Consider the following 24,783-nt stretch of genomic DNA (forward strand, 5'->3'; position numbering starts at 1 on the left):
TTCTTGTTGAAATAGTATATGTGGAGACGACATAACAGGTGCTATTTTACAGGGTAAAACAGTTGTTATAGCAAGGTTTGTACAAAAACTGTAATACTTTTGAAAAATAAAGTGTTGACTATTTCCATAAATGAATCATATAATGTTCCTAACATTTAACCGCTATAGTTCATCGGCAATGATGAGGACGAAGTTGTAAGGGCGCTTATGCTCAGAGAGTGGACGGAATATGCTGCAAGCTCCACCATAATCCCTTATATACGAGCTCACCTCGGAGCTGTTTTCCTGAAAGGCAGTTTGCTTATTAGGGAAAATCGTATGTCTACGTTACAGACGTTAGGTAAGAAGATGGGGTGGGGTTATTTACCTTACTATTCTTCTACTTGCTAAGGTCGGATTCTGTGAGGAATCAGACAAAACTGGGTGGTACCACGGAAGAAACAACCTTTCGTCCCTTGCGAGGCACATATTGTGTCCGCTTGAGATGAGAGGTTTTTTTGTTTTCTAGTATGCAAGTTCAATGTAGTTCTTACGAAGGGGGAGATCTTAGAGTGAATGCACATAATCCTGAAATGCGGTCAACAGATCAACTACGAGAGAAATGGATGAAGCCGGAAGTCATTACCGGTTCGGATATCTTGCTACGAAGCTTGCTCCTTGAAGGTGTTGATTGTGTGTTTGGTTATCCGGGCGGAGCAGTACTTTATATTTATGATGCGATGTATGGATTCGAAGATTTCAAACATCTTCTTACACGTCATGAACAAGGTGCTATTCATGCGGCTGATGGTTATGCACGTGTAAGTGGAAAAGTAGGGGTATGCATTGCTACTTCAGGTCCTGGTGCTACAAACCTCGTTACTGGAATTGCAACTGCGTATATGGATTCAGTACCTCTTGTTGTCATCACAGGAAATGTCGTTTCAAACCTGATTGGTACCGATGCATTCCAAGAAGCTGATATTACGGGAATTACCATGCCAATCACGAAACATAGTTATCTAGTACGAGATGTTGAAGATTTGCCTCGGGTTATTCACGAAGCATTCCACATTGCGAACACAGGTAGAAAAGGACCGGTACTCATTGATATCCCTAAAGATATCTCAGCAGCGAAGACCCTTTTCAAACCCCAAACGGAACCAGTGCAGATGAGAGCTTACAATCCAAAAGTGATTCCAAACCGGATTCAGCTCGATAAACTGCATCAAGCTATTCAAGAAGCAGAACGTCCAGTCATTCTAGCTGGAGGCGGGGTTGTATATTCCGGAGGACATGAAGCACTTTACGAATTTGTTAAACAAACGGAAATTCCGATTACAACTACACTTCTTGGACTCGGAGGCTTCCCAAGCGGTCATGAATTGTGGATGGGAATGCCCGGAATGCATGGAACATATACAGCAAATCATGCCATTCAACAAGCAGACCTCCTAATCTGTATCGGTGCAAGATTTGATGATCGGGTTACTGGAAAGCTGGATGGTTTTGCACCTAAAGCAAAAATTGTTCACATTGATATTGACCCAGCTGAGATTGGTAAAAACGTTGCTGCCGACATTCCTATTGTAGGTGACGTGAAAACCGTACTAGAAATTCTTAATCAAGATGCAGCTCGTGCAGATAAGGCAGATGCATGGCGAGGACAGATCAAGGAATGGAAAGGCGATCGTCTCTATAACTACAAGGATTCGGATGAAGTCTTAAAACCACAGTGGGTTATTGAAATGTTGAATGACACTACAAACGGCAGTGCAATCGTAACAACAGATGTAGGTCAACATCAAATGTGGGCTGCACAATATTATAAATTTAATCAGCCTCGTTCATGGGTTACTTCTGGCGGCCTTGGTACAATGGGATTTGGATTCCCTTCTGCAATTGGTGCACAAATGGCTCATCCAGATCGACTGGTTATTTCCATCAATGGAGATGGCGGAATGCAAATGTGTTCTCAAGAACTTGCGATCTGCGCGATAAACAAAATCCCGGTTAAGATTGTGGTAATTAACAATCAGGTACTTGGAATGGTTAGACAGTGGCAGGAATTAATTTACGAAAATCGGTATAGCCATATTGATCTATCAGGTAGTCCTGATTTTGTGAAATTGGCAGAAGCGTACGGAGTAAAAGGTCTGCGTGCAACAAACAAAGAGGAAGCTCAGCAAGTTTGGGAAGAAGCAATGAATACGGATGGTCCTGTACTTGTCGAATTTGTAGTTAATAGGGACGAAAATGTATATCCGATGGTAATGCAGGGTTCGACAATTGATCAAATGCTGATGGGAGATGCATAAATCATGAATAGACATACGATTGCCGTGCTGGTAAACGATCAGCCAGGAGTGCTTCAACGGGTATCAGGTCTGTTCGGTCGCCGTGGATTTAACATCGAAAGTATTACAGTAGGTCAATCGGAAGAAGCGGGTTTATCTCGAATGGTCATTGTAACACTTGGAGACGACAAATTACTCGAGCAAATTGAGAAGCAACTCTACAAATTGATTGATGTAATTAAGGTAGTTAATCTTAGTTCAAATCCAATGGTAGGACGCGAACTTGCGTTGATAAAGGTAAAAGCAGATCCTTCAGAACGACCTGAAGTGATGGGGCTTGTTGAGACTTTCCGCGCTTCAGTCGTGGATATCGGAAATACATCTTTGATGGTACAGGTTGTAGGGGATTCAGAAAAGATTGATGCAATGATTGAGCTTCTTAAGCCTTACGGAATCCGTGAATTATCCAGAACCGGAGTTACCGCAATGGTTAGAGGCAATGTATAAAAACTTATTAGGGTGAATAGTTAATTCATGGAATTGTCATTCATTCTCTTTTTTACAGTAATAGTTTAGTCATTCACCGCGACATAAAATTACAGTCCTGAAGAATGAGCGGGGGTTTGAGGGGATTGCTGCTACTTCGTAACTAAAAGACGATGATGAGTAGTCTGGGAGAATAGTCCCTTGAAACACCCGCTCATTCATGCAGGGTTTCTTTACAATACAAAGGAGGACTTTAACAATGGCAGTTACAACGTACTATGAACAGGATGCAGAACTTAGTGTATTGAAAGGTAAAACCATCGCCGTAATCGGATATGGTAGTCAGGGACATGCTCAGGCACAAAACTTGCGTGACAGCGGACTAAATGTAGTAATCGGTCTACGTGAAGGTAAATCATTCCAAACCGCTCAAAATGATGGTTTTGAAGTACTTTCCGTAGCAGAGGCAACAAGCCGTGCTGATGTGATTCAAATTTTGATGCCGGATGAAACACAAGCTTCGGTTTACAAAAACGAAATCGAGCCTAACTTGAAAAAGGGCGCTACGATCATGTTCTCCCACGGTTTCAACGTTCATTTTGGTCAAATCGTTGCTCCAAAAGATAGCGATGTATTGCTTGTTGCTCCTAAATCTCCAGGACATATGGTTCGTCGTACATATGTAGAAGGTTTTGGCGTACCTGGTTTGATCGCGATTGAACAAGATGCAACAGGTAAAGCGAAAGAAATCGGTCTTGCTTATGCAAAAGGAATTGGCTGTACTCGTGCGGGAGTTATCGAAACTTCTTTCCGTGAAGAAACCGAAACAGATTTGTTCGGTGAACAAGCTGTATTGTGCGGTGGTGTAAGTGCACTCGTAAAAGCGGGATTTGAAACGCTGACAGAAGCGGGTTATGCACCAGAAATGGCATACTTCGAATGTCTGCACGAACTGAAATTGATTGTGGACTTGATGTATGAAGGCGGACTTGCAAGCATGCGTGATTCCATCAGCAATACTGCTGAGTATGGTGACTATGTTACAGGTCCTCGTATTGTAACGGAAGATACAAAAGCAGCGATGAAAGCCGTTCTGACTGACATCCAACAAGGTAAATTTGCTCGTGACTTTATTCTTGAGAACCAATCAGGTCGTGCATTCCTGACAGCTACTCGCCGTAATGAAGCAAATCACCCGATTGAAGTCGTTGGCGGACAATTGCGTGAAATGATGCACTGGACTCATAAATAAGAAATTCGATTCTATTATAAATTAAAATGTTACTTCCTAAGCGGCCGTGCGATTATGCGTGAGCCGCTATAGGAGGTTAAACACAAACTTATTTTGGAGGTGCTGAGTGTGCGCAAAATTCATATCTTTGATACTACGCTGCGTGACGGAGAGCAATCTCCTGGCGTTAATCTGAACACGCGGGAGAAACTGGAGATCGCTTACCAGCTTGAAAAATTAGGAGTGGACCGGATGGAGGCTGGTTTTCCGGCAGCCTCCCCGGGCGACCTTGCTGCAGTAAATGCCATTGCTAGAGCGGTAAAAAACTCAACCGTTATTGGACTCTCTCGTTCTAGAGAACAGGATATCGAAGCTGTTCGGGAAGCGCTTCAGGGAGCACAAGATCCGTGTATCCACCTGTTTCTAGCTACTTCGCCAATACATCGTCAGCATAAACTTCGCATGGACAAAGCACAGGTGCTTGATACTGCAAGATCTGCGATTCGGTATGCGAAACGTTATTTTTCTAAAATTGAATTTTCGCTCGAAGATGCCGGCCGTACAGAACATGACTTCTTGGTTGAAGTGACGTCGATGGCAGTTCAAGAGGGAGCAGCCGTTGTAAATATCCCGGACACTGTAGGTTATTTATACCCAGAAGAATACGGTAATCTGTTCAGAATATTAAAAACGCAAGTACCGGATATTGAAAAGGTGCAACTCAGCGCTCATTGTCATAATGATCTAGGTATGGCGACAGCCAATACACTGGCTGCGATTATGAACGGTGCAGATCAAATAGAAGGTACGATTAACGGAATCGGGGAACGTGCCGGAAATACAGCTATCGAAGAAATAGCGATGGCTTTAGAGACAAGACAAGAATTGTTTGGTGCGAAAACAACACTTCAATTATCTGAGATTGCTCGGACTAGCCGGCTGGTCAGCAGATTAACCGGTATGGTCGTCCCGGGTAATAAGGCGATCGTCGGTGCTAACGCATTTGCTCATGAGTCAGGCATTCATCAGGACGGTATGCTCAAAGAAAAAACAACTTATGAAATCATGACACCTGAGACTATTGGACTGAAAGAAAGCAAGCTTGTACTTGGTAAACATTCAGGACGGCATGCTTTCCGTGAAAAATTGATTGAACTTGGATTTACCCTCCAAGAGGATGAAGTAAACCGGGCTTTTGCACAGTTTAAGGATCTCGCAGATAAGAAAAAAGAAGTGACTGATGATGATCTAATTGCTCTCTTAGAAGAAAAATTAATTGATATTCCTGAGGTGTTTAAACTCCAGGAAATGTATGTAACTTATGGAAATGCTTCTGTACCCGCTGCTAAAATCAGTCTCTGCTTGGAAGACGATAAATATGTGACATCAGAAGCAGAGGGAAATGGCTCGGTAGATGCGATATATAATGCGATTGATAAAGCAAGTGGAGAAGATGTTATCCTTGCTGATTATTCCATTAAGTCCGTTACTCACGGTAAAGATGCTTTGGGTGAAGTACATGTTGTCCTAAGGCAGGATAAGATGACGGTGCAAGGACGCGGAGTAAGTACCGACATACTTGGAGCGAGTGCACGTGCTTATGTAGATGCCCTCAATCATCTTGTAGAGAAACGTAAAACATATACGGAACGTATTAATGTAAATCTATAGAATCATGATGATCCGATAAAAAAGCCCTTTTTGGAACTTTCCTCAGCTGAGGAAAGATTCCTATAAAGGGCTTTTCGAATAATTTTTTGTATTTATTTATCAAATCGAATCTTATGAAATTGATTCAATCAGTAAGTTATATATTGTTTACCAAGCATATGCATTAGGTGCATGTCCGCCAGGTCCTGGGAAAATTTCATCTAGGCGTTTCATCGTGGATTCATCAAGGGTAACCTCAAGTGCACCCAGTGTACTTTCAAATTGCTCCATTGTTCGAGGTCCGATGATTGGAGCAGTTACAGCAGGATTTGCTAGGAGCCAAGCAAGAGCCACGTTATCCTGTGGTTCGCCAAGTTCACGGCAGAGTGTGGCAAATTGCTCTAACTGTTCCTGGTGCTGATCGATGTAAGCTGCATTATTACCGGTTCGAGTACCTTCTAACTTTTTAAGAGCATTACGTCCGAGTAATCCACCATCGAGCGGACTCCAAGGGATAATCCCAAGGCCTAAATTTTGAGCTGCGGGAAGGACTTCAAGTTCGGGAAACCGGCAATTCAGGCTGTATTTATGCTGTTCCGAGATGAGTCCGAGGAAATGCCGCTGTTTAGCAGCACTTTGGGCAACCGCTATTTGCCAACCTGCAAAGTTACTAGATCCGACATAGCCGATTTTCCCCTGTGCAATGCTGACTTCGAACGCTCCCCAAAGTTCTTCCCATGAAATGACGGGATCCACGTGATGCATTTGGTAAAGTTCAATATGATCCGTTTGAAGACGCTGTAATGATCCTTCCAGGTGACGGCGAATTTTATATGCAGATAAACCTGCGTCATCGTTAGGACCATCAGTCTGATCATGCATGGAGCCATAGACTTTCGTAGCTAGTACCACTCTTTCACGGCGACCTCCGCCTTGTTTGAACCATTTTCCGATAATCTTTTCTGTTAAGCCGGAATGTTCACCCCAACCGTATACATTTGCTGTATCAAAAAAATTGATTCCTGCATCCAGAGCTGCATCCATAATTCGGAATGCCTCTTTCTCATCTGTTTCGGGACCAAAGTTCATTGTACCAAGACATAGTTTACTTACTTTTAAACCAGACTTCCCCAGGTAACTGTATTGCATAGTCCACTCACCCTTCCTCATAGGAACCAAATTTACCTTTCTATGTTATTGTAAACGGTTAATTCAAGTTCAATCAACTGATTTACTTACAATCCTCTGAATTTAGTTGCAACGTTATAGTCTAAACCTATTAAAGCAATAGATTCTATATCTTGGTCAGATCCACCACATCTATGGTAAAAAGGTATATAAGAAGTTTAATACGACGAGAAAAAAGACGTTTATGATTTTACATAAAAAAGGAGCGTGTTATTAATGTCAGAAGTGAAGAAAATTGCGGTCATCGCAGGAGATGGGATCGGTCCTGAAGTTGTTGCGGAAGCTGAGAAAGTGTTAAAACGGACGGAGGAAATATTCGGTTATACTTTTGAAACCACTCATGCCTTATTTGGCGGGATTGCTATTGATCAAAAAGGAACACCACTTCCGGAAGAAACGCTCGAAGTATGTCAGAATGCGGATGCAGTTCTGCTTGGAGCAGTGGGGGGGCCTAAGTGGGATAATAATCCTAAAGAACTTAGACCGGAAACAGGATTACTGGGAATCCGCAAGGCACTTGGATTATTCTCTAATTTACGCCCGGCTGTTGTATTTGACTGTTTGAAAGATGCGTCTACCTTGAAACCAGAAGTTCTAGAAGGAACTGACTTAATGGTCGTAAGAGAGCTGACCGGAGGAATTTATTTCGGTGACAAACTTCGCAGACAAGGAGAGCACGGGGAAGAAGCAGTTGATACCTGTGTTTATAACGTAACAGAAGTGGAACGTATTGTTAGACAGGCTTTTGAAATCGCACAGAAGCGGAAAAAGAGACTTGCCTCTGTAGATAAAGCGAATGTACTGGAGACATCAAGATTATGGCGTGAAGTGGTAAACCGTGTAGCTCCTGACTATCCTGATGTAGAAGTAGAGCATGTACTCGTTGATAACTGCGCAATGCAGCTTCTTCGTAGACCGGCTAGCTTTGATGTCATTGTAACCGAGAATATGTTCGGCGATATTCTAAGTGATGAAGCTGCGATGCTGACGGGTTCGATTGGGATGCTATCTTCTGCATCTTTGGGAGAAGGCAGCTTCGGGTTGTATGAACCGGTTCATGGTTCCGCTCCTGATATTGCAGGACAGGGAGCAGCGAATCCTATTGCTACGATCCTATCTGTAGCTTTAATGTTCCGGATGACTTTTGGATATGAAGATGCAGCAGATGCCATCGAAAAAGCAGTAGCTAAAGTACTGGATGAAGGTCATCGCACAAGCGACATTGCGGTAGACAAGAGCCAAGCAATCAGTACTTCAGCGATGGGAGATTTAATCGTGAAAAATATGGAGAAATCGACACTAGTTTCTTCCTATTAAATAGGTAACGATAGAGAGCAGATATTCTCCTAGATTCCGTTTTTGTTACGGTGAAGAGAAGAACTGCTCTCTATCTCTTTATGAGATGCAATTTGACTTTAAATCAGGCGAGTGATAGGATCTATATATTCTTCATGAAATAGGTTGGGGGTCTTGATTACATTTCGTTTTCCCTGCCGACAGTAACCTATAAGTTTCCGCATTTTTTAAAATAATAGACAAGCCCTTACAGCATTTTTCATGTTGTGAGGGCTTTTTTCACCAAATAATGCGGGAACCCTTATTTTTACAAAAACAGCGTTTAAGAACACGAAAAAAGGTGTTATAAGGGATAAGGAATCTTTTTTTCTTATAAAGAGGAAAATGAACTGTCATAACGAATAGGGTAAAAGAATACGCTATTGAACATAATGTAAATAATGCATCCGGTGCGTTTCTACAAGGAGGGTGAACAAATGAGTTTTTGTTGTGGAGCAAGTATGATTGGAACGAAGGGGACATTAAAACATTACCGTACACAGGTCCACAATGTTCCCCTGCTCTTTTGTCCAGTATGTCATCGGGTAGAAGTCCATTACAAAGTAGAAAATGAATATGAAATATTAGCTGAATATGCACATGGTGATGGTGCTTCTGAGATTGATTTTCAAGACTATGTAATGGAAGACGAAGATACGATTTATGAGAACTGTGTAAACCGTGAAAATGAAGATCCGCTCGAAGTTGTCCAAAGACAAATCGATACGTCTCTTGACTTGCTGTCCATTGCCAAAAATATAAAAGACGAGAAGTGGGAGAGCGAGTTGAAACGCAGGCTTGCTGTCATGAGTAAAAAACGCTCAAAACTTAAGCACAATCAACCGGGAAGACAATCATAGTATAGCTGTAAATGACGACCTTTGCCCTAGGGCAGAGGTTTTTTTATTGAAAAATAATCCTTTGTGCCTGAACGAAAAGGGTTTAGCTCATTTATTTCTGTTTATTCGACAGTATCTCTGATTGACTAGGCTTGCCAACCTTGTCTATGATAAAATAGACTTCTTTCAAAGCGGAATCAGCTAATTTAAAAACACTGGCTTACACTATCGCTATTCCGTATCGATAAAATGGATCTCCATTTTTGTATACATGAATTAGAAACAAAGGAATCCGTAATATTTGGACTAACTCTATACTTACTCTACGAAAGTCTTAAGAAAGGCAAATAAATGCCCTTCTGATGGGAAGACACTACACTTCAAGGTAGACGGTCTCTCTGTTCTGCGACCATAGCTAGTCCGATCGGCAAGTTCCATTTAAGTAAAAAGGGGGAACCTGAGTATGATCAGTGAGTTTCAGGACACTTTGATTTCTGCCGATGAGGCTTTTCCACTAAGACATCTCGATAATAGTAATTACGAGAACATTCTGGAACATTTGGACAGTGGAATCATGCTGTTTGATAGCGAAGGTTTTCTTACTTTTATTAATGTACAGATGGCGAAATTATTGGAGCTTCCAAGGCATCAGTTACTTGGATGTAACGTTCTACAGTTAGTTCAACATCCTTATATCAGCCGGTTCAAAAAGAAGAAAATTCTCAGGATATATCGAGAGACCATCTTCCATCGTAAGCGCTATCATGAGCTGCTTGATGAGTATGGGAAACATTGGCTGATAACGATTACCTATGGTGATCAGATGGATGGGAATTTCCTGCTAAGTGTAAAAGACGTATCGGATTTCAAACAGATAGAACAGACCGCTTATCAAAATGACAAGCTTGCGATGCTCGGTCAAATATCCGCTTCGATTGCGCATGAAATTCGAAACCCACTTACCGCTATTCGGGGGTTTATTCAATTACTTCGTCCTCATTTACTTCAGTTGGGCAAGGATGAATATGCCAAAATTATTTTGACAGAAATTGACCGAGCTAACGATATTATTTATGAATTCTTGAACTCTTCTAAACCTTCAGCACCTCAGAAAACGGTCATTCCTATTCAATCGTTACTTAAAGAAGTGGTCCTGCTTACAGAGAGTGAAGGTTTAATGAAAGGCTGTGAAATTCAGCTGAATAATGATTTGACGCCACTTTATGTCTCCATTGATGTAAAGCAGATCAAGCAAGTCATGCTGAACATGGTGAAAAATGCGATGGACGCTATTGATCCTGTAGGAGAAGACTATTCTGGCATCATTCAGATTAATACTCACGAGGAGCAAAGTCATGTAGTCATCTCAATAAATGATAACGGACATGGGATGGATAACAACACGCTTGTTCGATTATTCGATCCATTTTTCACAACAAAAGAAACAGGGACGGGACTTGGTCTTTCTGTCAGTTATCGTATTATAAAAAACCATGGTGGGACCATAGCTGTGCACAGTAAAGTAGGAGAAGGGACCAAGTTTAAAATTTCCCTTCCTCTTGTATAGAATATTTTAAGCATTATGATCTTCGTCATTAAAATAGGCCAGGAGCTACACGAGCTTCCGGCCTGTTTTGTTTTTTTACGTGTGACGAAGGGTATATAAATGGAGTAGTATGGAATACATCCGTATATATAAACACATATATAAATATAGGCCTATACCGATTGGGAGATGAAGATATTGACCTACAACGCATTAGAAGTCACATGGAAAACAGCGATTCCTGTAGAATCGCTTGAGGCACATGCCGTCATATGTTTGGTATCAGAAGCAGAGTGGATTACAGGACATTTTCCGGAATCATGGAAGCAAGCGATTACTTCGGTAAAAGAAAGAGGACTTTTTAATGGATCCGAAAATCAACTGTTCACCATCCCTGTAAAGCAGGGGAGTGCAGCTGCTACACTTGTTTTAGTAGGAACAGGGGAGCATCCAATGAGTGTGGATGAGCTCCGTAACCTCGCTGCAAAAGCAGCCAAAGCTTCACTGCAAGTCAGCGCAGATGAAGTCGTGTTCGCTATGCCTTCCTCGCTGATGTCCTATTCCGATACACTTGATATATCCAAAGTAGCACATGCTTTAACGGAAGGTTTTATTTTAGGAGCTTACCGAAGAAAAAACTATAAACAGCAGCAAAAAGCTTATATAGGTCCAAGTAAACTTACTTTTCATCAGGAAAAGATCACAGACCCTGATTTTCAAAAAGAATGGGAGAAAGGGATCGAGCGGGGTCAAGCTTATGCGGCAGGGACCAATTATGCCAGAGATCTAACCAATCTTCCAGGGAATATGCTCGTTCCTGAAGATCTTGCCAAAGCGGCAGAACAATTGGCTGAGAAACACGGTCTTGAGTATTCCAATCTGGACGAAAAGGAACTCGAGAAGAAAGGGATGGGCGGAGTACTCTCCGTAGGGAAAGGAAGTATTCATCCGCCAAAAATGATCGTGATCAAGTATCAAGGAAGAGAAACATGGGATGGCGACATTGTAGGACTTGTAGGAAAAGGGATTACATTTGACACAGGCGGTATTTCTCTGAAACCACGTGTCGGTATGGAAGAGATGATTAGCGATATGGGCGGTGCGGCAACTGTGCTCGGCGCACTTGAGACATTATCTATTCTCCGTCCGCAACTGAACGCACTGGTCGTCATTCCTACTGCTGAAAATATGCCTTCTGGCAGTGCATTCAAACCAGGTGATGTCATTACAACACTTAGCGGCAGAACCGTTGAAATTTTAAATACAGATGCAGAAGGAAGAGTTGTACTTGCTGACGGTATGACCTACGCGAAGGAATTAGGTGCAACTAGCCTTATTGATGTAGCAACGTTAACCGGAGCTGTATTATCGGCACTTGGAGATGTTGCTACTGGTGCGGTATCGAATGATGAGACGTTCTTGAGTCGGTTTATTTCGGCTTCGAGACGAACCGGTGAAAGAGTATGGCCGCTTCCTGCATATCCTGAATTTCAAGAGATGTTGAGAAGTGATGTAGCAGACTTACGGAACAGTACAGGACGAAATGCAGCTTCAAGTACCGCTGGTTTATTTATAGGGACCTTTGCTGACGGGATGCCTTGGATTCATCTTGATATTGCCGGAACTGCATTTCTTTCGAAAGAGCGAGGTGTAAATCCGAAAGGAGGCACCGGTGTCATGGTACGGACAATTGTGGAGTGGATTACAAGCGTGGAACAAGAATAGGATTTGTAACTATGATTAGGTATATGCCTTGGAGAAACCAGGGGGTATACCTTCTTTTTTTACATAAAATGCATGTTTTCTATCAATGTGATAAAATACAACACATATATGAAAACGTTTCCTCATTACAAATACAAAGGTGGTTTTTCTGTGGTTGAGGCTGAAATCAAGGCAATTGCGAAAATGGCCCAAGAACTGAGGACAAGTATAGCGAAGTACATGATCGGAAAAGAAGAATCGGTAGATTTATTGCTGACCGCACTGATCGCTTCGGGCCATATTTTATTGGAAGATGTCCCGGGGACAGGTAAGACGATGCTCGCTAAAACGGTAGCTGCTTCGATGGAATGTTCATTTCGGCGGATTCAGTTTACTCCAGATTTATTACCGTCGGATTTGACGGGAATCCATTTCTATAACCAGAAAGAGGGACAGTTTGAGTTTAGGCCCGGCCCATTATTTGCGAATATCGTATTAGCGGACGAGATTAATAGAGCAACGCCGAGAACACAATCCAGTTTGCTAGAGTGTATGGAGGAGCGGCAAATTAGTGTGGATGGACAAACACATCTACTATCCAAACCTTTTATCGTGATTGCAACGCAGAATCCAGTCGATAACCAGGGGACTTTTCCACTGCCAGAAGCACAAATGGATCGATTCATGTTAAAAATGAATTTGGGCTATCCATCCCAAGCCGAAGGCATTGAAATCTTGAAACGGACGATGGAAGGTGGTTTTCAGTCTTCAATAACCCCCGTTATCACTCAGGAGGATATGATTTCAGCCCAGCAATCCTTTAAGTCCGTTCAAGTCCAAGAAGATCTTCTCCAGTATATGATTGCTATAGCAGAGGCTACAAGACGTCATCCTGATATTGCCCTTGGCGTAAGCCCGAGAGGAACTCAGGCACTGCTTAGAGCTACCCAAGCTCGGGCTGCCATAAGAAACAGGGACTACGTCCTGCCTGACGATATCAAAGCGCTCGCTCTGCCTGTTTTATCTCATAGACTTGTGCTCCACCAAAGATCAAGACAACAAGAAGGGAAGGCTGCTACGCTGCTTCAAAGTATCATTGAACAAATCCCTGTCCCAAGTGAAAACATGAGTTCAGATAGCAGTATAGGCTAGCTGATGGATCTTTTATGGTTTATTGTTGTCGGTCTTTTGCTAATTTTGGTGGAGCAAGCGGTATTTGGAGTTCCTGTACTTAGGCGTGTTACGTATACGAGAGAGTTTGAAAAAGAACGCTGTTATGCAGGCGATCAGTTAGTTATGACGGAAAAGATTGCTAATGAAAAAAGACTGCCTATTCCTTGGCTTCGCCTGGAAGCGATGATGCCTGCTTCCTTTTCTTTTCAAACAGGAGAAGAGATGGGGATCAGTAAAGGGAACATTTATCAAAATCATCAAAGTGTATTTACAATGAGACCCTTCACTAAAATTTCAAGAAGACACTTTGTAGTATGTCAAAATCGGGGTGTTTATCAGATGGAAACGGTCACGATGACGGGGGGAGACCTTTTTAATATCTACTCTACAAGTCAAAAGTTACCCGTATCCATTGCTTTGATTGTGTACCCGGCAATCCTTTCGGACCATGAAATGCCTTCAAACTTTGAAGTATGGCAAGGAGAATTGGAAGTATCCAGGTGGATTGTGGAAGATCCCTTTTTAATCGTAGGGGTTCGGCCTTATGGGGGGAGCGATCCAATGAATCGTATTCACTGGAGTGCTACCGCAAGGACAGGCGATCTTCAAGTATTTAAGCAGGGCTATAGTTCTGACCCACAGACGATGATCCTATTTAATATACAAGAATCGGAAGAAATGTGGAGTGTAGTGACCAGACCAGAACTGGCAGAGCGAGGCTTGTCTTATGCGGCGACAGCAGTTAGTTATGCTGCTAGCAGGGGGCTTAAGGCAGGGTTTGCACACAATGCTTATTCGGAACAGACAGGTACAAGTGTTCGGATTGAGGCTGATTATGGCTCTGTTCATGCAGAGTATATTATGCAAACCATGGCTGAGGTTCAATTGAAGTGTCTTATGCCAATGGAACAAATGCTGCGGGATGAAGCTGATCGGCAAGAAGATGAGGAACGGAAGTTGGATTATTTACTGATTACCGCCTATGTATCACAAGCGATGGAAACGCAGTTAGCCAGACTTCGAACCGCAGGTAACCGGATCACCGTCCTGTTCATAGAGGATAAGGAGGGGGCGAATGAATAAGAATCAAACTTATGCTTTTCCTGTGCAAGCTATATTACAAGGCGCAACTGAACTAATCTATGGTTATGCCCTTATTGTAATTTTAGCTGTCTATGTTCTCGGAATTCCTCCTATATTTGTGTTCTGTATTTGTTTTATTACAATTAGTGCCGGTGTATTGGGCGGAAGAGCTCTGTGTAAAAAGAGTCCTACATTCGCTGTTATTACAGCTGTACTTGGTGGGATGTTAATTACCACTGCAGCATTAATGGCAGGATCAACGGGGAATCAACTTCTCTTCATCATAACAGGGGTTGTTCTTGGCGGAGCTGCAGGCTATCGGGGATTTTACTTGCAGAAGCATATCGAGCATTCGATTTTTATATCAGGGAAATATCGGTTATTTGGTCTGTTTTCTTTGGTGGTGCTTAGTTTTTTCGTAGGAAGATATTCTTCGCTTACGCCATACAGTGTGGGAGTTTATGTAAGCGGGCTGGTTAGTTTTATCTTGCTGCTCTGGAATCGTCATAGCGAGGAAATGCGCAAGGTTACACTTGATCCAAAGGGACATAGACCGCTCGTAAGAAGTTTTACGAGGATTAATCAATTGCGTACCTTGATCTTCATCACTATCGTTTTATTTGTCGGAGCATTTCAGCGCTTATCAGAAGTAGCTGCCTCTGTATGGAGTTGGTTTACTGCTTGGGTAAGAAATCTATTTAGCGGTGAGACACCGCAGGAGAATATCCCCAATTCTTCTGGAGTTACGGAGGCTCCTCCGCCCTTTCTGCCAAATGAGGAGAGAGTTCCGCAAGAACCATCGCCTATTTGGGAATTTTTGTTGAAAGCATTTGTTTTTTTGGCAGCTATCGCAATTCTAGGTTTTATATTCTATAAGGTTTGGAAATTATTTTTGAAGTTCACTGAGTATCTAGATCATCGTAAAAAGAACCCAATGCCTGTAGTCCCGCCTAAAACGGCATATATAGATGTTATTGAAACGATTGAGGAGAAACCGAAGAAGAAGAGCTGGCTTCGTTTCTTTCAGAGAGGATCTGTGCCTAATGATCCCGAGGAACGTATTCGATATTATTATCGAGAGTACCTTTTAAGGTTCAAAGGACAGGGCCATGAGATCCCAGCATATCTAACTCCTTTTGAAGTGAAACAAGAGCTGGACAAGATAATGACGAAAACCAAGACTGAAAGAACGAATAAAAAACAGAAGGGTGACATGGGAGCCGCTCCTGATGACCTATTCCCCTTATATAACGAAGTTAGGTACGGAAAGAGAAAGGTAAGTGAAGAAGCGATTCAACAAATAGATAGGGAATGGAAGAAAAATCAATAGGTAAACCTCCCCTTTACTTTTCCTTCTACGTTCAAGTATCATGGTAGAAATAGATAAAGATGCCAAAGGAGCTTATGCATGAAGACATTGACGAACACAAGCAAAATTGTAGATTGCACGATTCGAGACGGCGGTCTCGTAAACAATTGGGATTTCAGCGTTGAGTTTGTCCAAGGACTTTATGAAGGGCTGAATGAAGCAGGGGTAGAGTATATGGAGATTGGTTATAAAAACTCTCCCAAGTTACTTAAAGGAGCAGAAAAAGCAGGACCATGGCGCTTTTTGAATGATGATTTTCTGCGTAAAGTGATCCCGCAAAAAGGGAATACGAAATTATCTGCTCTGGTTGATATTGGCAGAGTAGACGAAGCTGATATTTTACCTCGTAGTGAAAGTATGCTGGACTTAATTCGTGTAGCTTGTTATATCAAAGATGTGGACAAAGGTCTTGAACTTGCACAGACTTTCCATGACCGCGGTTACGAGACAACACTGAATATCATGGCTCTTTCTAACGTTATGGAGAACGAACTTTTAGAAGCTTTTGAAATGATTAATGAGAGTGTTGTAGATGTAGTATATATCGTAGACTCATACGGTAGCCTGGATCATAACGACATTAAATACCTTGTTGAAAAATTCAAAAAGCATCTTCCAAATAAACGACTCGGTGTACATACACATAACAATATGCAGCTAGCTTTTTCGAATACACTGATTGCCTCTGAACTTGGTGTAGAGCTCCTTGATGCATCTGTATATGGAATGGGACGTGCGGCGGGCAATTGTCCGACGGAACTGCTTATTGCTCATCTGAAAGGAACCAAGTACAAATTGCGTCCGGTTCTAAGCGTACTGGAAAATTGGCTTGTGCCTTTGCGGGAAAAGGAAGAATGGGGTTATCTCCTTCCTTACATGGTTACAGGACATCTTGATGAACATCCCCGTTCAGCAATGGCTCTTCGAGCTTCGGAAAGTAAAGATCAGGTCGTAGAATTCTATGACAAACTCACCACGCCTGAAGTTAATTTTGAATAAACACTAACATTATAATACTTTGCTTGATGATAAGGACGCTCTATGTGAAATTCACATCGAGCGTTTTTTTGTGTCCGTATTCCGAATTTAATGAAACTTTAGAACTATAGTATGCGTCGATATGCATATGTGTTCACAAAAAAAGATACACGATTTCCTCTAAAAATGGTATTATAGTCCAGTAAAGTGGGAGAATAATGTTGAAATGTGTCATATTAGATCAAATATTGGGTAGCTAACTAAGTTGTTTTTTAGTATAGATGAATGGGAGGCATAGAAAATGTTATGAACTTAAAAAATGGATATCACAAATCCATTAAAATTTTGTTAGCGGGTTTGTTTTTATGTTTACTGACTCCATGGATGCCAAGTTCATTATCATCAACCGTAAATCAAGAATTTTATCATCTATTAGGACTTGGAATTTCATTAGTTTCTATGATTATTTGTTTATCTGCTTATAATCAGAGCAGAATGCGGGCAAAAGGGGATCAAACCAGAAATGGACAATATTTTTCTTACGTCTTCTTTGCTGGAGGAATGCTTAAACTGTTGTTATTTCTTTACTACGGAAAAATTACAATAGGTTATGAACTAATGGTTGACTCCGCAGATGCACTGCTCATTATTTTTATGGCTCGTTTCATCTGTGTACTGTGCATGTTGTTTCTAGGATTTAAACTACCTACAAAGAATCAGCCTTTTCCGAAGTGGGTTAGTTATACAATGGGTGTCTCGTACATTAGTTTTCTTGTGTTTATTCTTTTGAATAAGGGCGCAACGGAATTTTTCCTGAGCAGTTCGGATCCTTGGTCACAAACGATAAGTCCTATTCATTATGTTGCACATGCATCGCTTCTTATATTTTTTGTGTTCGCTTTGGCAGGTATCCTTTTCTCGCGGAAGAAGCGCTGTAACGAAATTAACTTCCGGCTGATACTAGGTGTATGTTTTTGTATTATAAGCCAAGGTTTTATACTTCAAGTCCAGTATGTTCAGGATGTATTCTTTACTTTTTCAATGATGTTTCAATTGATAGTGTATGTCATCTTTCAAAACACTTATTTTAACGTTTATATTGAAAGCCCGTTAGAACAGCAAAAAGCAACAAGAGAAAAATTGGACTATATGGCTCATTATGATGAGACAACAGGGCTTGAGAACCGGAGATCTTTGCTTCACTATGTGGGGGGATGTCTTGAAAAAGCAGAAGCGGATGGTGCACTATTAGGTCTGCTTGTTATTAATATTAGTCGATTTAAGATCATTAACGATTCGTTGGGTTACAGACTTGGGGACCAGCTTTTGAAACAAACAGGGCAACGCTTGCTTGACTATCAAGGGGGAAAAGAAGTATTTTCTCTTGGAGGAGATCGATATGCAATCGTTATGGGCCAAATAGAGAGTGTAGAAAAGTTACATAATCGGGTTTATGAAATTTTAGAGCATGTAAAAGAGCCTATATTTATAAAAGAAAGAGAACTATACATCACGCCTTCGGCGGGTCTTAGTATATATCCTTATGATGGTGCTATGCCGGACGAACTTCTTCGTAATGCAAATACGGCTTTATATTTTGCCAAAAATGAAGGGCAAGACTTTAATAGATATACCTTATCTATGAAGAAAGAGGCTCAAGAAAGCTTACAGATGGAACACGATATACGCAAAGGTCTAGAACGTGAAGAATTCTATCTTGAGTATCAGCCGCAGATTGATCTTGCTACCGGTGAAGTAGTTGGAGTAGAAGCGCTTGTTCGGTGGAACCATCCGATGAGAGGGCGTATATCCCCAGTCGAATTTATTCCTATTGCTGAAGAATGCGGACTTATCGTACCGCTCGGAGAATGGGTGCTTAGAGAAGCATGTTATCAGAACCGAATGTGGCAAAATCAAGGCTACAAACCTTTGACAGTATCCGTGAATTTATCGATTCAACAATTTCACGAAGTACAGCTTGCAGAACGAATTAAGCGTATTTTACTGGACACAGGTCTAGATCCTATTTACTTAGAACTTGAAATAACCGAAAGCACGATGTTTGATATGACGCAAGGTATGAAAGTGCTCGAAAGTATTAAAAAACTTGGAGTGCAGATCAGTATTGATGATTTTGGAACGGGCTACAGCTCACTTCATTATCTGAAAAATCTACCTATCGACCGTCTTAAAATTGATCAGTCCTTTGTGCGGGAACTGATGGTGGACCGTAACAATAAAGCGATTGTATCCACAATCACCTCTATGGCAAGGCATCTTCAGCTTAAAGTAACTGCAGAAGGTGTAGAGAACGAAGAGCAACTTTTATTTTTACAAGAACAGCACTGTAATGATGCGCAAGGTTATTTTTTCAGTAGACCACTTGCATCGACTGATTTCGAATCTATATTTTTAAAAGCTATCGCCTGAATGTATTCTCAGATCATACCCAGCACATGCATTTATTTTTTGTTACCTGAATTGCATGTGCTGAGACTGAGAAAACTGCATTGTATTTCTAAATTTAGGGTTGCAGAGAAATTGGGGTTATGATATATTATTTCTTGTCACTAATGAATGACGCTCATTCATTTGACGGGACGTAGCTCAGCTTGGTAGAGCACCTGGTTTGGGACCAGGGGGTCGCATGTTCAAATCGTGTCGTCCCGATCGTCAATTTGCGGGTGTAGTTCAATGGTAGAACTTCAGCCTTCCAAGCTGATAGCGTGGGTTCGATTCCCATCACCCGCTTCATAGTAAACCCTCTTGCCTTAGGCAAGAGGGTTTTTTTATGTTCCCGTACCTGGATCATATTGAATATAAATAAAGCTTTAGTATAATGGGTGAGGGTTAGTATAATTTTACATATTGAGGAGGGGGTGGGTGAAAAATGGCAGATGAATATGTATCCGCAACAGCCGTCTCTACGGCAACTAATTTCATCATGGAGCAGGAAACAACATATACACGTACCTACCGGACATACTTAAGACTGAGGGAAACAGGTCAGCTTGATTTGAAGTTTTGGCACAGTAATGCGGTAGACTCGACTTGGGATGTAGGGAACACTGCGAAAGGAAGTATGTCAGGCGGTGAATGGGTTATTGAAAGCGCTTATGTAGCGGTTAGCGGGCATAAACGAGATGGCAGCATTATACCTGGCAGCGCAATAAAGGTGACTTTTGATGGAGAAGTTAGCAAAGAAGTGGCTCCTGCAGAGAAGTTTTGGAGTGATTCGGTACATATAGATCTTCCGGCAGGACATGAATTAGTTTTCTCATGGACAATTTCGGCTTATGCAGGAAAATCGTTCACATACAATACAGAGGGGCTGCTTGTATCTGCTTTTGAAGCGGAAGGGAATAAGGCCGATGAAGAAGAAGGAGCCTTGTTTACATCATCCGAGAATCGGCTTGTTCTGCCTGCTTTTATAGGATATAAAAAACAGGTGAGGGAAGAAATTATTTTCTTGGGAGATTCAATAACTCAGGGAGTAAGAACACGAAAGGATGGCTACGAGTACTGGGTTTCTCGTATAGCTGATGGTCTTGGTCCTGATTATGGTATTTGGAATATCGGTTCCGGATGGGCAAGAGCCTATGACGCAGCAACGGATGGCCCGTGGCTTGCTAAATCCAAACAGGGTAGTATAGTGGCACTTGTTCTTGGTGTGAATGATATTGATATAGGCAGCAGAAGCGCAGCTGAATTACTTAATGATTTATCTATTATTATTCGAAAAATAAAGCGAAATCCGGAGCGTACGGGTGTACGAGTAATCTTATTTACTATCCCGCCCTTTAATTTTGCGGAAGAAAGAGAAGAAGTGTGGCGGACCGTTAATGAAGCGATACGTACACATCCACCAGAAGGAACAGATGTTGTGTTTGATATTGCCGAAGTTTTATCCTGCCCGGCACCAGAGGAACACCGGATTATGCCAAAATTCATGAGTAATGAATTTGATCCGCATCCAAATGGCGAAGCGGGAAAAGAAGTCGCGGATGCTTTTCTAGAATGGTTTCGCGAACAGAATTTATGAAATACAGGAAATTACAGATTTAGAAACTAATGATACCGTGCTATACTGAATAACAATTAAAGATGAATGAGAGGTAACCACACGTCCCATGAAGTAAAACACATGAAATCCTACGGATAACTGCAAACCGATAGTGAAGCAGGTTAGCTGTTTGCGGCTGACGACCCTAGGATAAGTGTGCCTACATTCAGTCATGGGAATGGTGTGGTTTTTTTGTGCTATTTATAAGTTATTTGTACCTTGAATAAGTTCTGTTCATTACTATGGCAGAGTAAGGTAGCACATTAAGACCTGGACTTATTTTACCTACCACCCATCTTTAGAGGTGCATTCATTTCTATAGGCTCTCGTCTTCGCTGCTGGCTGCTTGCTTGCAGTGTTTTAGCTTGCGCGAAGAGAAAGAGGGAGATATTCATATGACGACACTAATTCATATGCATGAGATCAGTAAGGAATGGAATGGAAAACAGTTGTTTGAACATGTGAACATGGAAGTAAATGAGCATGAACGAATTGCTCTGTTTGGACGTAACGGCTGTGGTAAAACGACACTATTACACATTTTGACGGGAAGCGAACAGGCGTCAGAGGGGACACTTTCCATTCACTTGGAACCGGAAGAGATTGGATTTATGCGGCAAGATTTCAAAGCAGATCCGGTGGAATCAGTACAAGAAGTGGCGTATAAGGAGAGCGGAGCTTGGGGAAGTTTGAAACTGAAATTACAAAAAACGGAGGCCGACCTCGCATCAGGCGATCAAGATAAGACCTCAGAATTAATGGAGCAGTATGGACAGATTACGGAACAATATGAAGCACACGGCGGCTATGCTAGAGAAATTGAACTTGAGAAAATGATGACTCACCTGGGGATTGGGGCAGAGTTATGGAACCGTCCTTATGTATCACTCAGTGGCGGGCAAAAGACTAGACTACGACTAGCCGCTTTATTAGCCAGCAAACCACGGCTTCTTATTCTTGATGAGCCCAGCAATCATCTGGATCATGAGAGTTTGGTCTGGCTTGAAGACTGGATTTTATCTTATCCAGGCACTATTATATTTGTCTCGCATGACCGAACTTTCCTAGATCATGTAGCGACGGGGATCTGTGAACTTAGCGAAGACGGTGTCCGTAAATATCCTGGGGGTTATGAAGAATATAAACTTCAGAAGAAGCGTGAGCGCAAAGAACAGGAAACGAAGTATCGCAAACAAGAACTTGCAAAAAAAGCACTAGAAGAATCCATTCGTAAATATCAGCAGTGGTTCATAAAATCTCACAATAATGCAGGTGATGTGACTGAAACGAGAGCAGCTGCAAGCTATTACAAGGCGAGAGCCAATAAAAATATATCAAGATATCATGCCAAGCAGAAGCAGCTGGAACGACTAGAAGGAGAGCGTGTGGAACGACCACGCGTGGGACCAAAAGTTAGTATGGAACTAAAGGATGGAGAGTTCGAAGCCCGTACTTTTGTTCAGCTTCAGGATGTAGAATATCGATACGAAGGTAATGATAAACCTGTTATCGCAGGAGCGACTTTTTCTGTCCAGCGCGGGAGGCGACTAGTCCTTCGGGGTCCGAACGGAGCAGGAAAAACAACCCTGCTTAAGCTGATCACGGGAAGCTTGACCCCACAGAAGGGGAATGTCGTCCTTCATCCGAAGACGAAGATCGGCTATTTTTCTCAGGAGCTGGAAGGTCTTCAAACAGAAATGACATTGTTGGACAGTTTGCTTGTTAATCCCTACATGACGCAGACCGAAGCTCGTACCGTACTCGGTAATTTTTTGTTTTCAAGAGATGATGCGTTTAAGAAGATAGGGGATCTGAGTATGGGAGAAAAATGCAGAGCGGCATTTATTCGTCTATATTTTAGTGGAGCAAACTTACTAGTTCTGGATGAACCGACTAACTATTTAGATATTGATACACGGGAAGTGATCGAGACAGCTCTGCTTCACTACGAAGGATCTCTTGTATTTGTATCTCATGATCGTACACTCGTTAGAAAGATTGCTAATCAGCTGATTGAGCTGAGCGGAGATGAACAAGGTCAGCTCCATATATATGATGGAAGTGTGGAAGAGTATGAGGATCATCTTGACCGGAAAAATAAAGTTCCAGCAGAGCGTGAGGAAGATAACCACCGCATGCATTTGCAGCACCGTTTACATGAATTACTGACAGGATCAGTCGCCTCAAATCATCGTAACGGTCAGCCTGAGGATGTAGAGTCTTACTATATGGAGGAGTCTGTTCTTTATGAAATCCGTCAAATACGTGCTCAGCTTGATGCATATGAGAAGAAGTAGTGCCTATTTTTGAGGCGAGGACTTGATTGGCACTTGTCATTTGCGTATAATAATGTAGCAATGAATATAGAAAAACTAAAGGAATGAGTGACACACTTTAGTTTCATCTATATATAAGATTTTAATGAGCAAAATGCGTGGATGGAGAAGAGTACACAGTGCTTTTGTACAGGGAGGAAGCGCCACTTAGATTGAGAGCGTTTCTACGAAATCAGGCTGTCGAAGTTCGCTCCGGAGCAGTTCCTTGAACAGCAGATAGGGTGTCTATGTAAATGCCTTATTTCATGGTCAGTAGAGGATACCGGTTCACGACCGTTACAAACGTGCTAAAGTGAGATTAATTTCGTACAGACTAGCTCGGTTTTATTTCTAAAAACCTTGGATTTTTTTAGTCGTACATGAATCTAACAAGGGTGGTACCACGGTCTTTTCGTCCCTTTTTTTGGGGGAGAAAAGGCCTTTTTTATTGATTAAAATTCTAAAGAGTTACGAAGGGAGTAACCACAACATGAAAGAAAGATTGGAAGCATTGCAAGTTGAAGCTCTCGCTGAGCTTGCAAACGTAGCCGATGATAAGGCACTAAGTGAAATACGTGTGAAATATTTAGGTAAAAAAGGAGCACTCACTGAGATTTTACGCGGTATGGGTGCCCTAAGTGCAGAAGAACGTCCGATTATCGGCCAAGTGGCGAATGAAGTGCGTGGTGCGATTGAGTCTGTTATTGAGGAAAAACAAACTGCTTTCCAAAAAGAAGAGACTGCGAGACGCCTTTCTAAAGAGAAAATTGATATTTCCTTGCCAGGACGCCGTATGCCTGAGGGAGGTCTTCATCCGTTAACAAAAGTAATTCAGGATCTTGAAGATATCTTCGTTGGGCTTGGTTACAAAGTGGCGGAAGGGCCAGAAGTTGAAACGGATTATTTTAACTTTGAAGCTCTTAACCTGCCGAAGAATCACCCAGCTCGGGATATGCAGGATTCGTTCTATATTACAGATGACATCCTCATGAGAACACATACTTCTCCCGTTCAGGTTCGTACCATGCAAGCCATGCAAGGAGAAACCCCAGTAAAAGTTATCGTACCAGGAAAAGTATATCGCCGAGATGATGACGACGCGACCCATTCCTTCCAGTTCCATCAGGTAGAGGGGATCGTTGTAGGCAAAAACATCCGTATGAGCGACCTGAAAGGTACCCTTTTGCAATTTGTTCGTGAAATGTTTGGTGCTCATACTGAGATCAGACTCCGTCCAAGTTTCTTCCCTTTTACAGAGCCGAGTGTAGAAGTTGACGTTACTTGCATTAAATGCGGCGGTGAAGGATGCAGACTATGTAAACAAACAGGTTGGATTGAGATTCTCGGAGCGGGAATGGTACATCCAAAAGTGCTGGAGATGGGCGGATACGATCCGGCTGAATACAGCGGTTTTGCATTTGGTATGGGTGTCGAGCGTATCGCTATGCTGAAATATGGTGTAGATGATATCCGTCATTTTTATAACAGCGATATGTCATTCTTGAAGCAGTTTGCAAGATTATAGAATTTTCAAATTACAAATCACA

Annotated in this window: 17 protein-coding genes and 2 tRNA genes; 18 read left to right on the forward strand and 1 reads right to left on the reverse strand. The window is 42.0% G+C overall.

Annotated elements, in window-relative coordinates:
* Positions 1 to 551 precede the first annotated feature (551 nt).
* The 4 genes from ilvB (at position 552) to H9647_RS02145 (ending at position 5,664) form a co-directional block, all read left to right on the forward strand.
* Positions 552 to 2,297 (forward strand): biosynthetic-type acetolactate synthase large subunit, encoded by a 1,746-nt coding sequence (gene ilvB, locus H9647_RS02130; RefSeq protein ID WP_191797751.1) that lies wholly within the window; start codon positions 552 to 554, stop codon positions 2,295 to 2,297.
* A 3-nt stretch (positions 2,298 to 2,300) separates the two neighbouring features.
* On the forward strand, positions 2,301 to 2,783 hold the full coding sequence (ilvN, locus tag H9647_RS02135) for an acetolactate synthase small subunit (RefSeq protein ID WP_191797753.1): 483 nt from the start codon (positions 2,301 to 2,303) through the stop codon (positions 2,781 to 2,783).
* Positions 2,784 to 3,021: 238 nt separating this feature from the next.
* A complete protein-coding gene (gene ilvC / locus H9647_RS02140) occupies positions 3,022 to 4,014 on the forward strand; it encodes a ketol-acid reductoisomerase (protein WP_191797755.1) in 993 nt (330 codons plus the stop codon).
* A 108-nt stretch (positions 4,015 to 4,122) separates the two neighbouring features.
* Complete coding sequence (locus H9647_RS02145; RefSeq protein WP_191797756.1) at positions 4,123 to 5,664, forward strand: 2-isopropylmalate synthase; 1,542 nt, start codon at positions 4,123 to 4,125, stop codon at positions 5,662 to 5,664.
* A gap of 147 nt (positions 5,665 to 5,811) precedes the next feature.
* On the opposite strand, the gene H9647_RS02150 is transcribed toward H9647_RS02145, so the two are convergent.
* Positions 5,812 to 6,792, reverse strand: a complete 981-nt coding sequence (locus H9647_RS02150; RefSeq protein ID WP_191797759.1) for an aldo/keto reductase — start codon at positions 6,790 to 6,792, stop codon at positions 5,812 to 5,814.
* 255 nt (positions 6,793 to 7,047) lie between these two features.
* On the opposite strand from H9647_RS02150, the gene leuB reads away from it, so the two are divergent.
* From leuB to pheS, 14 genes are all read left to right on the forward strand, one after another.
* Entirely contained in the window at positions 7,048 to 8,148 is a 1,101-nt protein-coding gene (gene leuB, locus H9647_RS02155) for a 3-isopropylmalate dehydrogenase (RefSeq protein WP_191797761.1), read from the forward strand.
* Between the two features lie 455 nt (positions 8,149 to 8,603).
* Entirely contained in the window at positions 8,604 to 9,026 is a 423-nt protein-coding gene (locus tag H9647_RS02160; protein ID WP_191797763.1) for a hypothetical protein, read from the forward strand.
* A 442-nt stretch (positions 9,027 to 9,468) separates the two neighbouring features.
* Complete coding sequence (locus H9647_RS02165) at positions 9,469 to 10,572, forward strand: ATP-binding protein (protein ID WP_191797765.1); 1,104 nt, start codon at positions 9,469 to 9,471, stop codon at positions 10,570 to 10,572.
* Positions 10,573 to 10,749: 177 nt separating this feature from the next.
* On the forward strand, positions 10,750 to 12,276 hold the full coding sequence (locus H9647_RS02170) for a leucyl aminopeptidase (RefSeq protein ID WP_225229002.1): 1,527 nt from the start codon (positions 10,750 to 10,752) through the stop codon (positions 12,274 to 12,276).
* 183 nt (positions 12,277 to 12,459) lie between these two features.
* The gene (locus tag H9647_RS02175; protein ID WP_225229067.1) at positions 12,460 to 13,407 is read left to right on the forward strand and encodes an AAA family ATPase; all 948 of its coding nucleotides are present in this window, start codon (positions 12,460 to 12,462) and stop codon (positions 13,405 to 13,407) included.
* Positions 13,408 to 13,410: 3 nt separating this feature from the next.
* Positions 13,411 to 14,511 (forward strand): DUF58 domain-containing protein, encoded by a 1,101-nt coding sequence (locus H9647_RS02180; protein WP_191797771.1) that lies wholly within the window; start codon positions 13,411 to 13,413, stop codon positions 14,509 to 14,511.
* On the forward strand, positions 14,504 to 15,841 hold the full coding sequence (locus H9647_RS02185; RefSeq protein WP_191797773.1) for a hypothetical protein: 1,338 nt from the start codon (positions 14,504 to 14,506) through the stop codon (positions 15,839 to 15,841). Before H9647_RS02180 ends, H9647_RS02185 begins: the two co-directional genes overlap by 8 nt.
* 78 nt (positions 15,842 to 15,919) lie before the next feature.
* Positions 15,920 to 16,879, forward strand: coding sequence for an aldolase catalytic domain-containing protein (locus H9647_RS02190; protein WP_191797775.1), 960 nt, complete (start codon positions 15,920 to 15,922; stop codon positions 16,877 to 16,879).
* Between the two features lie 285 nt (positions 16,880 to 17,164).
* Positions 17,165 to 19,288 carry a putative bifunctional diguanylate cyclase/phosphodiesterase gene (locus H9647_RS02195; protein WP_191797777.1) on the forward strand — a complete coding sequence of 708 codons (2,124 nt, stop codon included), beginning with the start codon at positions 17,165 to 17,167 and terminating at the stop codon, positions 19,286 to 19,288.
* Between the two features lie 166 nt (positions 19,289 to 19,454).
* Positions 19,455 to 19,528 (forward strand) — tRNA-Pro (locus H9647_RS02200).
* 10 nt (positions 19,529 to 19,538) lie between these two features.
* Positions 19,539 to 19,609: transfer RNA gene (locus H9647_RS02205), tRNA-Gly, on the forward strand.
* 139 nt (positions 19,610 to 19,748) lie between these two features.
* Positions 19,749 to 20,900 carry an SGNH/GDSL hydrolase family protein gene (locus tag H9647_RS02210; RefSeq protein ID WP_191797779.1) on the forward strand — a complete coding sequence of 384 codons (1,152 nt, stop codon included), beginning with the start codon at positions 19,749 to 19,751 and terminating at the stop codon, positions 20,898 to 20,900.
* Positions 20,901 to 21,316: 416 nt separating this feature from the next.
* Entirely contained in the window at positions 21,317 to 23,218 is a 1,902-nt protein-coding gene (gene abc-f, locus H9647_RS02215) for a ribosomal protection-like ABC-F family protein (RefSeq protein WP_191797781.1), read from the forward strand.
* 508 nt (positions 23,219 to 23,726) lie between these two features.
* A complete protein-coding gene (pheS, locus tag H9647_RS02220) occupies positions 23,727 to 24,761 on the forward strand; it encodes a phenylalanine--tRNA ligase subunit alpha (RefSeq protein WP_191797783.1) in 1,035 nt (344 codons plus the stop codon).
* The last annotated feature ends 22 nt before the right edge of the window (positions 24,762 to 24,783 follow it).

This window comes from Paenibacillus gallinarum (assembly GCF_014836635.1).
Lineage (GTDB): Bacteria > Bacillota > Bacilli > Paenibacillales > Paenibacillaceae > Paenibacillus > Paenibacillus gallinarum.